Source organism: Variovorax sp. HJSM1_2, assembly GCF_049316285.1.
In the GTDB taxonomy this organism is placed as follows: domain Bacteria; phylum Pseudomonadota; class Gammaproteobacteria; order Burkholderiales; family Burkholderiaceae_C; genus Rhodoferax_B.
The window spans coordinates 221,043-233,960 of the sequence record NZ_JBMOXA010000002.1; the positions used below are offsets into that span (position 1 = coordinate 221,043).

General features: G+C 61.7%; 9 protein-coding genes. 4 read left to right on the plus strand and 5 right to left on the minus strand.

Going from position 1 to position 12,918, the window contains the following annotated elements:
• Window positions 1-69 precede the first annotated feature (69 nt).
• Entirely contained in the window at window positions 70-1,224 is a 1,155-nt protein-coding gene (locus tag ACFQ95_RS03515; protein WP_422829413.1) for a citrate/2-methylcitrate synthase, read from the plus strand.
• Here ACFQ95_RS03515 and ACFQ95_RS03520 read toward each other — a convergent pair.
• Complete coding sequence (locus tag ACFQ95_RS03520; protein ID WP_422829414.1) at window positions 1,221-4,349, minus strand: response regulator; 3,129 nt, start codon at window positions 4,347-4,349, stop codon at window positions 1,221-1,223. The two genes, ACFQ95_RS03515 and ACFQ95_RS03520, sit on opposite strands and share 4 nt — an antisense overlap.
• Window positions 4,350-4,388: 39 nt before the next feature.
• On the minus strand, window positions 4,389-4,931 hold the full coding sequence (locus tag ACFQ95_RS03525) for a molybdopterin-dependent oxidoreductase (protein ID WP_422829415.1): 543 nt from the start codon (window positions 4,929-4,931) through the stop codon (window positions 4,389-4,391).
• A 196-nt stretch (window positions 4,932-5,127) separates the two neighbouring features.
• Between ACFQ95_RS03525 and ACFQ95_RS03530 the strand changes: the two genes are divergently transcribed.
• Window positions 5,128-6,645 carry a methyl-accepting chemotaxis protein gene (locus ACFQ95_RS03530; protein WP_422829416.1) on the plus strand — a complete coding sequence of 506 codons (1,518 nt, stop codon included), beginning with the start codon at window positions 5,128-5,130 and terminating at the stop codon, window positions 6,643-6,645.
• 9 nt (window positions 6,646-6,654) lie between these two features.
• On the opposite strand, the gene rsxB is transcribed toward ACFQ95_RS03530, so the two are convergent.
• Window positions 6,655-7,380, minus strand: a complete 726-nt coding sequence (rsxB, locus tag ACFQ95_RS03535) for an electron transport complex subunit RsxB (RefSeq protein ID WP_422829417.1) — start codon at window positions 7,378-7,380, stop codon at window positions 6,655-6,657.
• A gap of 15 nt (window positions 7,381-7,395) precedes the next feature.
• Window positions 7,396-8,940 carry a polyhydroxyalkanoate depolymerase gene (locus ACFQ95_RS03540; RefSeq protein WP_422829418.1) on the minus strand — a complete coding sequence of 515 codons (1,545 nt, stop codon included), beginning with the start codon at window positions 8,938-8,940 and terminating at the stop codon, window positions 7,396-7,398.
• Between the two features lie 50 nt (window positions 8,941-8,990).
• On the opposite strand from ACFQ95_RS03540, the gene ACFQ95_RS03545 reads away from it, so the two are divergent.
• A complete protein-coding gene (locus tag ACFQ95_RS03545) occupies window positions 8,991-9,254 on the plus strand; it encodes a hypothetical protein (protein ID WP_422829419.1) in 264 nt (87 codons plus the stop codon).
• A 41-nt stretch (window positions 9,255-9,295) separates the two neighbouring features.
• Here ACFQ95_RS03545 and ACFQ95_RS03550 read toward each other — a convergent pair whose 3' ends face one another.
• Entirely contained in the window at window positions 9,296-10,501 is a 1,206-nt protein-coding gene (locus ACFQ95_RS03550; protein WP_422829420.1) for an amino acid aminotransferase, read from the minus strand.
• Between the two features lie 263 nt (window positions 10,502-10,764).
• Between ACFQ95_RS03550 and uvrB the strand changes: the two genes are divergently transcribed.
• Window positions 10,765-12,876 carry an excinuclease ABC subunit UvrB gene (gene uvrB, locus ACFQ95_RS03555; protein ID WP_422829421.1) on the plus strand — a complete coding sequence of 704 codons (2,112 nt, stop codon included), beginning with the start codon at window positions 10,765-10,767 and terminating at the stop codon, window positions 12,874-12,876.
• Window positions 12,877-12,918 lie beyond the last annotated feature (42 nt).

A 12,918-nucleotide genomic window follows, 5' to 3' on the forward strand; every position in this document is an offset into this window, starting at 1 on the left:
TTGTCAATCATTGATTCATAAGGCAATATTGATGTATAAAATCAATGTATAAATTTTTTTACCAGTGTTATGGCTTCCTGGATATCAATGGACGAGGCCTGCCGCCGCCTCGGGGTGCAGCCCCAAACGGTGTATGCGTATGTGAGTCGCGGCAAGCTCGAAGTGATGCCCGACCCCGCCGATTCGCGCCGCAGCCTGTACCGCACGGAAGACGTGGCCGGCCTGGCCAAGCGCAAGCAGGCCGGCCGCAAACACGAGACCCTGGCGACCAATACGCTGTTTGGCGCCGAGCCCAGCATCCCGACCGCACTCACCACCTTCTCGCGTGGCCGCCCCTATTACCGCGGCCAGGACGCGGTGAGCCTGGCGCGCTCGGCCAGCCTGGAAGAGGTGGCGCAGCTGTTGTGGGCCGGCGAGCAAGCCGTCGACTTTTGCTGCGCGCTCACGGGTCCGCTGGAGAAACCGGGGCGTGCCTCGGCGTTCACCTTGCTTGGCGGCCTGGCCGCCAGCAGTCATTCCACGCGCGGACGTTTGACGCGTGTGCTGCACGCCGAGGGCCAGGCCTTGGTGGGGGCGCTGGCGAACGCGTTTGGCGCCAAGCCAGGACAGCAGCCGCTGCATCTGCGCTTCGCCAAAGGCTGGAAGCAGACCGCGCCGGTGGCCGATTTGCTGCGCACGGCCATGGTGCTGCTGGTGGACCATGAATTGACCAGTTCGGCGTTTGTGGCGCGCATCGCAGCATCCACCGGGGCATCGCTGCCGGCCTGTCTGCTGGCCGGTTTGACCACACTTTCCGGCCCCTTGCATGGGGATGCGTCAGGGCGGGTCCAAGCCTTGTTCAGCGAGGTCGAGCGCTTGGGTGAAGACGCGGTGCTGGCCCATTACCTGTCCACCGGTTTGCCGCTGGCCGGGTTCGGCCACCACATCTATCCCGATGGCGATCCGCGTGCAGCGGCTTTGCTGGCTTTGTTTGAGCCGCCGCAAGTGATTGCGCGCTTCATTCAGAAGGTGGCGGCTTTGACGGGCCTGCAACCGAATATCGACGTTGCCCTGGCGGCGCTGGTGGCGCATCACAAATTGCCGGCAGACGCTGCTTTTGGTTTGTTCGCCACGGCACGCAGCGTGGGCTTGCTGGCGCACAGCCTGGAGCAACTGGGTGTGGCCCAGGTGATCCGTCCGCGTGGTCGTTATGTCGGCTTGCCACCGCAGGGGGTGTTGGCTTAACTGTGCACAGCGGCGTTGCGCAGCGTCGTGAGTGCATCTGCCAGGCGATAGGCCTGCAGATGTCGCGCCATCTCGAAGTAGTGCGCGCCGAGATGCTGGCGAAACAAGGCGTCGGCGTCGGCAAACAGATCCAGGGCTTCAGCGTCGTCTTCCGAGAGCAGCCTCTCCAGGCGTGTGACGGCGTGTTGGAAGGCCGCATCGTCAGCCTCGCCTGAGGTGGACGCGCTGTTGTCAGATGCGGCCGCTTGGGGCAGTGGCGGCAGGGCGCGGCCGAGGGCGGCGACCAGATCTTGCAACTGGATATCGAGTGGTTGCAGCAGGGTGTCTTCCAGCGTTTGGGGTGGCAGGCGGTTGGCTGCACGCAATGCCAACTCGGTTGACGCTGCCAGCGAGGCCAACGCATCTGCGCCAATCGTCGCGGCGGTGCTTTTGAGTGTGTGGATGGCCCGCTCTGCATCCAGAAACTGCTCTTCGCGCAGCAGCGCGCGGGTGCGCTCCACTGCGGCGCCCTGACTCACAATGAATTTGCGCAGCAGTGATTCGTAGAGTTCTGGCCGGTTCAATACACGGCGCTGGCCGGCTTTGGTGTCAAGCTCCGGGATACGCTGCAATCGGTCGATCAAGGCCGCTTGGTCTTCTACGGTACGTGCAGCAAGCGGAGCCGGGCGTTGTCCGGTCGGCGCATCGGCTCCGCGCGCGCCGTCGTCTGCGCTCGCCCAGATCGCCGGGTGTGCCGCCGTGTCATGGGCTGCAGCTGTGGTCCGCACAGCGTCTTGCTTGGTGCGCACGTCGGGCAACCAACGCAGCAGTTGTCCAAAAAAATCATCGGGTTCTATGGGTTTGGCGATGTGGCTGTTCATGCCTGCGGCGAGGCAGCGCTCGCGGTCGCCACGCATGGTGTTGGCGGTCAGGGCGAGCACTGGCAGATGGGCCCAGTCGGCGTTTTCGCGGATGCGGCGTGTGGCGGTCAGACCATCCATCACCGGCATTTGCATGTCCATCAGTACCAGGTCGTAGTAAGCCTGGGCGAGGTGGTCCAAGGCGTCCTGCCCGTTGACGGCAACGTCTACGTGCAGGGCGGCGGCTTCTAGCAGTTCACGTCCCACCTGCTGGTTCAGTTCGTTGTCGTCTACCAGCAGAATGCGCGCGCCGCGTAGTCGGCTGATGTCCAGGCCGGTGATGCTGCCTGGCTGCATGGGCACGGGGCCGGTGCTGAGTCGCACACCATCGCCGTTGCTCGCCGCTATGGTTTGCAGCAACTGCACGGGGCGTACCGGTTTGGCCAACCGCTGGGCCACGCTGGCCGGAATCATTTCCAGCGGATGCTGTGTGAGCAGGACGGTGCGCGGCGGGTGCGCCAGGCGCGCCAGGCCTGAGGCGGTCTGCGTACTATCGAGGCCGGGCATCTGGCTGTCGATAAAAGCCAGCACGAAGGCGCGGTTCTCGGTCTCGGCTTTTTGCGCCTGGGCGAGGGCTTCGTTGCCCGATGCCGCTTCGGTGACCTCTAGCCCCCACTGGCGCAGCATGGACACGAGTACACGGCGCGCGGCATCGCTGTCGTCGGCCACCAGCACGCGGCCATTGTGCAGGCCTGCGGGGGCCTGCGGGGCGTCGTCCACGCTGGACCTGCCGGGTGCCAGTTTGGCGGTGAACCAGAAAGTGCTGCCAGCGCCTTCGGTGCTGGTCAGTCCGACGTCGCCACCCATCAGCGCAGCGAGTTTTTTGGCGATCGCCAGGCCCAGGCCGGTCCCGCCGTATTTGCGGGTGGTGGAGGTGTCGGCCTGCTGGAACGACTGGAACAGCCCGGTTTGCTGTTCGGGGCTGAGGCCTATGCCGGTGTCGCGCACTTCAAAGCGTACGGTGACCTGTTCCTTCTCTGTTTTGATGGCCGATGCGCTGATCAGAATTTCGCCTTGCTCGGTGAACTTGACGGCGTTGTTGGCGTAGTTGAGCAGGATCTGGCCCAGCCGCAGGGGATCGCCGCGCAGATGCTGCGGCAGGCCTGGGTCTATGTCGAAAATCAGTTCCAGTCCTTTTTGCTGGCACTTCTCGCGAATCAGGTCGGCCACGTGGTCGAGCACACTGCGCAATTCGAAGTCGATCACTTCAAGCTGCAAGCGGTCGGCCTCGATTTTGCTGAAGTCCAGTATGTCGTTGATCAGCCCCAGAAGATGTTGGCAGGCGCGCTGAATCTTGCTCACGTAATCGCGTTGCTGTGGATTCAGCGTGGTGGACATCACCAGATGGCTCATGCCGATGATGGCATTCATGGGGGTGCGGATTTCGTGGCTCATATTGGCCAGGAAGCGGGACTTCATGTGTGAAGCGTCTTCCGCCTTGGCGCGGGCCAGCAGCAGCTCGGCCTCGTTGTCGCGCAGAGCTTCCACGGCGGTTTGCAGCGCATGGGTGCGCTCTTCCACACGCGCCTCAAGTTGCTCTTCGCTGCGTTTGAGTTGCTGCACCAGTTGGTTCTGGGCGACGATGGCGCTGGCCTTGGCGGCCTCGCGTTTACGAAACTCGCGCACCATGGCCCAGGCCAGCAGCATGGTGAATATGGCCAGGAAGATCATCAGCCCTGCGGCCTGGATGATCTGTGCCTGCACCGCACGCGCGCGCTGGTCGGCGACGCTGGAGGCCACTTGCACCGACAGGGTGGTGAGGTCGTGCACCGGCTCGCGCACTTCATGCAGTTCCCGGCGCAGTTCCACCAATTGCTCGCCCGCACGCTGCAGGCTGGTGACCGGTGCCAGCAGCCGGTCACCCTTTTGCACCAGGCGGTGCAGTTGATCAAGCGTGGCGTGATACGAGGGTTGCGCGCCCATCATGCGTTTTGGCGTGCCTTGCTCCACTGTGCCTATGCGGCTGACAAAGATGTCGTAGCGCAGTTGTGTGTCCCCCAGGCGTGCCGCCGTGGGGTCGGTTTGGTAGTCGGCCAAGGCGCTGTCCAGGCGCTGGACTTCCATGTCGAGTTGTACCAGTGCCCACAGGGCGTTGACGTCGCCCAGCCGCATGACGTCGTCCAGGGTCTGGATTTGCCGGTACTGGCTGATGCCTATGGCCGCATAAACCAATAGCAGCCCAGCCACGATGAAGCGGAGCAGGTACTTGCTGATGGTCTTTCGCATGGACCGGAGGAATGCCTTTCGAGGACCTGGGGGCGACGGCTAGCGTACGGTGAGCGACTTCAACTGCCAGGCCGAGCGGTTGTAGTAGATCTCGGCGCGTAGTTCTGGAGAACTGTCGAATGGATAGACGATGAACAACGGGCCTTTTTCGCGCACGGGCATGGGTTTTTCGTTCATCAACCGGGCCACGATCACGTCGTAGCGTACAGCGTCGTTCAGCGGAATGTCGGTCTTGTAGTCATTCAGTGCTTCGGCCACGATCTTGCTGCCATTGGCGCCAGCGGCCGACAAGATGTCGCGCAGCAGCGGGCCGGTGAAGGTGACGGGCGTGGGATACCAAGGCGTTTGCACGGTGAAGGTGCGTTGCGGCAGTTTCTCCAGCATGGCCATGTCAAAAGTGGCACGGTCGCCCTGGTTGGGGCTACGCACGTCACCTTGGATGGTGAGCACCACGCGACCGGCGGGCTTGTCCAGTGCCTGGGCGGCGGTGGCCGCGCCGAGCAGGAACAAACCGGCCACAGTGGCAAGAATGGCATGTGTGGCGCGCTTGAAACGGGGGGCAAAGAGGTCGATGCTGCGCATGGTCTTGACTCCTGTAAACCAACGGGACAAGGCGGCGAGGTTTGGCGCGGCACTGCCACCCAGGCAAGGAAGAAGGCTGCCAGGGGCGGGCCGCTGTCTCGTAGCTGTCATTGACACAAATTGTTGCATGCCACAATGTGCCACAGGTGGCTGATGCAAAAAACCATCGTTAAAAACGACAAGAGGAGACAAGTGCATGCATGGAACGGGGGGCTTTTCGCCTGGACGCTGGTGGATGCGTCGGATGCGGCTGCGTGGCAAATTCATGGTTTTGGCATTGGGCGTAGTAGTTCAACTGGGCTGCGCCATAGGGTTGCCGACGCTGGTCGAAAACCAAGCTGTGGGGCACTCGGTACTCGGGCTGGTTGCTGGCCTGATCTTGTACCTTCTGTGGTCTTTTTACGCAAGCTTTGCCGCCGATTTTCGTGGTTTAAGCGCCGTCATGCATGAGGCCACACAAGGCAATTTACGCGCTAGCGCGGCGGCTCATGGCCAGGACGAACTGGCCGATATGGCGCGCCTGCTCGACCGCATGGTGCTCACACTCTCGGGCATGGTGGCCGATATCCGCAGCAATGCGGCCTTGGTGGCGCATGCGGGCACGAGTTTGGCAACCGGCAATCGAGATTTATCCGATCGCACCGAACAGCAGGCGGCGAACCTGGAGCAGACGGCCGCCAGTGTCGAACAACTCGCCTCCACGGTGCAGCAAAACGCTACGACAGCGGTGTCGGCCGATCGACGTGCTGAAGAGGTACGCCAGGCCGCCGAGGCCAGCGCCGGCGCCATGACGCGGGCGATGGCCGCTGTCGAGGCGATTCAGGACAGTGCTCGGCGCATGGGGGAAATCGTCGGCGTGATCGACAGCATTGCGTTCCAGACGAACATTCTGGCACTCAACGCGGCCGTCGAAGCCGCGCGTGCCGGCGAGCAGGGCCGAGGTTTTGCGGTGGTGGCGTCTGAGGTGCGGATGCTGGCGCAACGTTCGGGCGCTTCGGCGCGCGAAATTGGCGCATTGATCAAAACCTCCGCCGGCCAGGTGGAAACCGGCGCAGCTTTGATTCGAGCCGCCGGCGAAAACATCCACGGCATGGCCACCGGCATACGCGATGTGGCCGCCAACATGAACCAGATTTCCACGTCGAGTGCCGAGCAAAGTGCCGGTTTAAGCGAAATCACCACCGCCGTGCGGCATCTCGATCAAATCACCCAAAGCAATGCACAAATGGTGGAGCGTGCCGTGGAGCAGGCCGTGCGCCTGGAAGGACGTGCTTCCACACTGTCGCAAGCGGTGGCCAAGTTCACTTTGCAGCAAGGGACTGCCGAAGAGGCAGGCGCGCTGGTGCAGCGTGCACTGCAGCAGCGCGCCGTGAGCTCGCGCCATGCATTCCTGCAGCAAATCACCAAACCCAACGGCGGTTTCCACGACCGCGATATGTATGTCTTCGCGCTGGATGAGCAGGGCCATTACCAGGCGTTCGGCGGCAACCCGGCCAAAGTAGGTACCCGTGTGCAAGACATTCCTGGGATTGATGGCGCCCGTTTGCTCGAAGCCATCGTCGCGCAATGCGAGCAGGCCCCGGGTTGGGTGGAATACGACATCACCAATCCCGCCAGCGGAGCGGTGCAAACAAAAATGTCCTTTGTCGCCAAGGTGGATGACGTTTACCTGGGCTGCGGGGTCTACAAATCACTGGCCGCACGCGCAGCCTAGCGGAGTTGTCTAGACGCCTGAGCGGCGCGCGCGGGCGCGGGCCATGGCGGCCTCAATGGCGGCGCGTTTGGGGTCTACGGCGGGCGCTGGTGTGGACGTCACAGATGGCTTTGATGCGGCGCTGGTCGCAGCGGACATTTCGGCGGGTACTTCGGTCGGCGCAACAACGTCTCTGACAGTTGGCACCGTCTCTGCAGGGGCTGCTGCCGGCAGGCGCTTCTGGTGCAGGCTGTAGCGCTGGCGCGCCTTCTCGGCCTCGGCCGCCGACCATGCTGCCCAGCCGGTAAGTGTTCCCGTGACATTTTCCAGGCTGATGCAATCGACCGGGCACACCGGCACACACAGCTCGCAGCCGGTGCAGTGCGGCGCAATCACCGTGTGCATGAATTTATTGCTGCCGAGGATGGCATCGGTGGGGCAGGCCTTGATACACAGCGTGCAGCCAATGCACCAGTCTTCGTCTATGACGGCGAGCACACGCGCCTGCTCCAGGCCATGGCTGGGGTCGAGCGGCAATATGGGCCGGCCGGTGATACGCGCCAGGCGTGTGACGCCCTCAGCACCACCGGGCGGGCACTGGTTGATGTTGGCCTCACCGGCGGCGACCGCGTGTGCATAAGCGCTGCAGTCTGGATAGCCGCAACGTGTGCATTGGGTTTGCGGCAGCGCTTGGTCTATGCGCGCCGCCAGGGCCGCAACCGAGGTTGCGGAGGATTCCACCAAAAGCTCTGTCACGTGGTCTCCAGCCACTCAAGCCTTGGGCGTTTTGCGTGCGGCGCTTTTAGCCGGTGTTGCTGCGGCCCTTGCACGTGGTGCGCGCGCGGCTGGTTTGGCGGTTTCCGCAGGCTTGGCGCCTGCGGCTTGGGCGCGCTGAGGGGTTTCCAGCGCCAAGGCTTCTTGTTGTGGTGCGGCTGCCACTTTTTTGCCGCGAGCCGGTTTGGTGGCCCTGGCGGCGCCGGGCGCAGCAGCGGCTACCGCTGCTGCAGCCTCTGGGCCGCTGGTTGGGTCGGTGGCCGCAGCCGTTGCCGCTTGGGGCGAATAAGAACGGATGAAGTCTTTCACCTTGGGGTAAACGATTTCGCGCCAGCGGCGGCCGCTGAAAATGCCGTAGTGACCAGCACCTTTGACCTCGAAATGCTGCTGTTGGTCGGCCGGAATCTGGGTGCACAGATCATGTGCCGCTTGGGTTTGGCCGGAGCCCGAGATGTCATCCAGTTCACCTTCCACGGTGAGCAGCGCACAGTTTGTGATGTCTTGCGGGCGCACCAGTTCAGATTTGCCATCGACACCCTTGACTTGCCAGGTGCCGTTGACCAGCTTGAAGTCCTGGAAAACGGTGGCGATGGTCTCCAGGTAGTAGTCGGCGTCCATGTCGAGCACGGCGTTGTACTCGTCGTAGAACTTGCGGTGCACTTCGGCGCTGACGTCGTCACCCTTGAGCAAGTCCTTGAAATAGTCGTAGTGACTCTTGGCGTGGTGTTCCGGGTTCATGGCGACAAAACCGGTGTGCTGCAGGAAACCTGGGTAGACGCGGCGGCCCGCGCCAGGGAAATTGGCTGGCACGCGGTAGATCACATTGTTCTCAAACCACTCGTAGCTCTTGTTCATGGCCAGGTTGTTGACCGCAGTGGGCGACTTGCGTGCATCGATCGGGCCGCCCATCATGGTCATTGACAAGGGCAGTGTTTCACCGCGCGAAGCCATCAGCGACACAGCCGCCAACACCGGTACGGTGGGCTGACACACGCTGATGACGTGGCAATGGCCGTAAGCGGCCTGGATATGGCGAATGAATTCCTGCACATAGTTGACGTAATCGTCGAGGTGGAATTCACCATCCGACAAAGGCACCAAGCGCGCGTTTTTCCAATCGGTGATGTAGACCTTGTGGTCCTTCAGCATGGACTTCACAGTGTCGCGCAGCAGCGTGGCGTAATGGCCGGAGAGCGGCGCCACAATCAGCACCGCGGCCTGGCCCTTGATGTTGGACAGCGTTTTGACGTTGTCGGTGAAGCGCTTGAAACGGCGTAGTTCGCAGAATGGCTTGTCGATTTCCACACGTTCCTGAATGGTCACGTCGACGCCATCGACCTCTACGGTCTTCAGGCCGAATTCTGGTTTTTCGTAGTCTTTGCCCAAACGGTAGAGCAGGTCGTAACCAGCAGAGATGCGATTGGTCAGGCTGTTCTTGCCCAGCGGCGCAGCGGCACTGCTGTACAACTTGGAAGCGGCCAATGCAAAGTCTGCAAATGGTTCCATCAGGGCGCGTTGGTTTTCGTAGATTTGGTACAGCATGGGGAGTGCGCTAGGCAGTGGAATGTTGCGGTGCAATATAGCAGTTGCAGATGATGTCTGTGCTGTGGCTATTACCAAGACGATGCATGGTGCACGGGTTTCGTGCGTTCTGTGCCATTGCGTTAAACAGTGCTGACTTCAATTCGTGCAAATTTGCGCAAATAGCCGGGCGTCTGTGGTTCAGGCTTGGCCTGAACTCCGCTTTGCCGTCTATCGTGCCGCTGCGACGTGTTGTTGTCTTGCGCGACGCTTTTGCCGCCAACGGTTCTCAAAAGCGCTTCTTCTTTCAAGGCGACGGCGCAAAAAAGGCCTGACCGGAGTCCCGGACAGGCCTTTGGGGTGAACCCGTGAACGATCAGCTGGTTTCCAAGACCTTGGCGATAGACGCGCACACATGACCGATGTTCTTGCTGTTCAGCGCGGCCACACACATGCGGCCGGTGTCGGTGCCGTAGACGCCAAACTCGGCGCGCAGGCGCACCATCTGGTCCTTGGTCAGGCCGGAATAACTGAACATGCCGATCTGCGTGGTGATGAAGCTCATGTCGCGTTGCACACCAGCGGCCTTCAAGCCGTCGACCAGTGCTTGGCGCATTTGTTTGATGCGCACGCGCATCTCGCCCAGCTCCTTCTCCCACAGCGCGCGCAATTCGGGGTTGCCGAGCACGGCCGCCACCACCGCACCGCCGTGGATAGGTGGGTTGGAGTAGTTGGTGCGGATGGCGATCTTCAACTGGCTCAACACGCGGGCGGCTTCGTCCTTGTCAGCACACAGCACCGACAGCGCGCCGACGCGCTCGCCGTAAAGGCTGAAGCTCTTGGAGAACGAGGTCGACACAAAGAACTGCAGGCCGGAGGCGACAAACTTGGCGATGACCGCGCCGTCTTCGGTGATGCCGTGGCCAAAACCTTGGTAGGCCATGTCGAGGAAAGGTGTGAGGTTCTTCGCCTTGACAACGGCGATCACCTGGTCCCACTGGTCGGCCGTGATGTCATAGCCGGTAGGGTTATGGCAGCAGGCGTGCAGAACCACGATGGTGCCGGCTTCGCTGGCCGTCAGACTTGCCAACATGCCGTCAAAGTTCACGCCGCGCTTGGCCGCGTCGTAATAAGCGTAGTTTTCGACCACAAAACCGGCGTTGGTGAACAGCGCGCGGTGGTTTTCCCAGCTAGGGTCGGAAATCAACACTTTGGCGTTGGGGTTGACCTTCTTCAGGAAGTCGGCGCCCACCTTCAGGCCGCCGGTGCCGCCCACGGCTTGCACGGTGGCCACGCGGCCGGAGGCGACGGGCTCGGAGTCAGCGCCAAACACCAGCGCCTTGACGGCGTTGTCGTACGCCACGATGCCGTCGATTGGCAGGTAGCCGCGCGGTGTGGGTTTTTCCAGCATGGCCTTTTCAGCGGCGCGCACGCAGTCCAGCAGCGGCAGTTTGCCGTTGTCGTCGAAATACACGCCCACGCCCAGGTTGACTTTGTCTGGGTTAGTGTCAGCGGCAAATTGTTCGTTGAGTCCCAGAATCGGGTCGCGGGGCGCCATTTCGACGGCGGTGAACAAAGACATGAGGAGTCCTAAGCGGTTGGTCGTGTGAAGTGAATGCTGGTGCACGCGAGCCGCAGGGGCAGGATGCAGGCAGCCAGAAATTTTAGCCGAGCCGTTGCAGGCCTTTGCCCGGCCTCCCTGGCAACGCGGGTAGGGTCAAGCTGGTTGACTTGTATTGATCTGTATTAATATACAGTGTCGTGGTCGATTCGCCAGGCTTGTAGAGCCTGGCCAGACGCCCCACATGGGACCTAACGAGAGATCAACCAGAGCTTCGCCCCACCATGCCCGCACCCAAAAAAGCCCCATTGCCCGAAACCGACGTCGCCGCCAACGATGCCCCTTCCCAGGGCGTGTTCGTCACTTATGAGGGCTCGCCTTTCGAGCTTTACCAGCCTTATCCTCCGGCGGGCGACCAGCCCGAGGCGATAGACAAGCTGGTGGAGGGGGTGAACGATGGTGAGGTGTTTCAAACCCTGCTGGGGGTGACGGGCTCGGGCAAAACCTACACCATGGCCAATACCATTGCACGGTTGGGGCGGCCGGCGATTGTGTTCGCGCCGAACAAGACGCTGGCGGCGCAGCTCTACAGTGAGTTCCGCGAGTTCTTCCCCAAGAACGCGGTCGAGTATTTCGTCAGCTACTACGACTACTACCAGCCCGAGGCCTACGTGCCGCAGCGCGACCTGTTCATCGAGAAGGACTCGGCGATCAACGAACACATCGAGCAGATGCGCCTCTCATGCACCAAGAGCATCATCGAACGGCGCGATGTGGTGATTGTGGCCACCGTGTCGGCCATCTACGGCATTGGCGAGCCCGAGAGTTACCACCGTATGGTGATGACGCTGCGCACCGGCGACAAGATAGGCCAGCGCGATGTGATTGCGCAGTTGATCCGCATGCAATACCAGCGCAACGACACTGATTTTGGCCGTGGCAAGTTTCGCGTGCGCGGCGACACCATAGACATTTTTCCGGCCGAGCATTCCGAGCTGGCCATCCGCATCGAGCTGTTCGACGACGAGATCGAAACGCTGCAACTGTTTGACCCGCTCACCGGGCGCATCAAGCAAAAGATCCCGCGCTTCACGGTCTACCCCAGCAGCCATTACGTCACGCCGCGCGACAAGGTTTTGGCGGCGGTAGAAACCATCAAGATGGAGCTCAGCGACCGGCTGAAAGAGCTGGTGGGGCAGGGCAAGCTGGTGGAAGCGCAGCGGCTGGAGCAGCGCACACGCTTCGACCTGGAAATGCTCACCGAGATTGGCCACTGCAAGGGCATTGAAAACTACACCCGCCACTTGAGCGGTGCCGCACCTGGCGAGCCGCCTTCGACCTTGACCGACTACCTGCCCAAAGACGCGCTGATGTTCTTGGACGAGAGCCACATTCTCATAGGCCAGTTTGGCGGCATGTACAACGGCGACCGTGCGCGCAAGACCACGCTGGTGGAATATGGCTTTCGCCTGCCCAGCGCGCTCGACAACCGGCCGCTCAAGTTCGAAGAGTTCGAGACCAAGATGCGCCAAGTGGTGTTTGTGTCGGCCACGCCTGCGGATTGGGAGAAAAAGCATACCGGCCAGGTGGTCGAGCAACTGGTGCGGCCGACCGGGCTGGTCGACCCCGAAGTGGAGGTGCGCCCGGCCACGCACCAGGTGGACGACGTGCTGCAAGAAATCCGCATCCGTGTGGAGAAGGACGAGCGCGTTTTCATCACCACGCTGACCAAACGCATGGCCGAACAGTTGACCGACTACCTGACCGACAACGGTGTGAAGGTGCGTTACCTGCACAGCGACGTGGACACCGTGGAGCGTGTCGAAATCCTGCGCGACCTGCGCCTGGGGGCGTTTGATGTGCTGGTGGGCATCAACCTGTTGCGCGAGGGTTTGGATATTCCCGAGGTGTCGCTGGTGGCGATTCTGGATGCCGACAAGGAAGGCTTTCTGCGCTCCGAGCGCTCGCTCATCCAGACCATAGGCCGCGCCGCGCGCAACCTCAATGGCCGGGCCATCTTGTATGCCGACAAGGTGACCGATTCGATGCGCAAGGCGATTGACGAAACCCAGCGGCGCCGCGCCAAGCAAATCGATCACAACAGCCGCATGGGCATCACGCCGCGCAGCATCGTCAAGCAGGTGAAAGACCTGATCGACGGCGTGTACAGCGAGAAATCGGGCCGTGAAGCCGAGAAGCTGGCGCAGGACGCGATCCAGCGCGCCAAGGTGGAAGACATGAGCGAGAAAGACATCGCCCGTGAAATCAAGAACCTGGAGAAACGCATGCTGGAGCACGCGCGCAATCTCGAATTCGAGAAGGCGGCGCAGGTGCGCGACCAGCTGCATGTTCTCAAAACCCGTGCCTTCGGTGCGCCGGGAACCGACAACGTCTAACCATCGTCTAACGCCAGGTCTCCCATTTCTGGTTGCCATTTG

What these genes read in the sequence shown, in the direction of transcription:
- ACFQ95_RS03515 (WP_422829413.1), top strand. Translation starts at nt 70, where the DNA reads ATGGCTTCCTGGATATCAATGGACGAGGCCTGCCGCCGCCTCGGGGTG.
- ACFQ95_RS03520 (WP_422829414.1), bottom strand. Translation starts at nt 4,349, where the DNA reads ATGCGAAAGACCATCAGCAAGTACCTGCTCCGCTTCATCGTGGCTGGG.
- ACFQ95_RS03525 (WP_422829415.1), bottom strand. Translation starts at nt 4,931, where the DNA reads ATGCGCAGCATCGACCTCTTTGCCCCCCGTTTCAAGCGCGCCACACAT.
- ACFQ95_RS03530 (WP_422829416.1), top strand. Translation starts at nt 5,128, where the DNA reads ATGCATGGAACGGGGGGCTTTTCGCCTGGACGCTGGTGGATGCGTCGG.
- ACFQ95_RS03540 (WP_422829418.1), bottom strand. Translation starts at nt 8,940, where the DNA reads ATGCTGTACCAAATCTACGAAAACCAACGCGCCCTGATGGAACCATTT.
- ACFQ95_RS03545 (WP_422829419.1), top strand. Translation starts at nt 8,991, where the DNA reads ATGATGTCTGTGCTGTGGCTATTACCAAGACGATGCATGGTGCACGGG.
- ACFQ95_RS03550 (WP_422829420.1), bottom strand. Translation starts at nt 10,501, where the DNA reads ATGTCTTTGTTCACCGCCGTCGAAATGGCGCCCCGCGACCCGATTCTG.
- uvrB (WP_422829421.1), top strand. Translation starts at nt 10,765, where the DNA reads ATGCCCGCACCCAAAAAAGCCCCATTGCCCGAAACCGACGTCGCCGCC.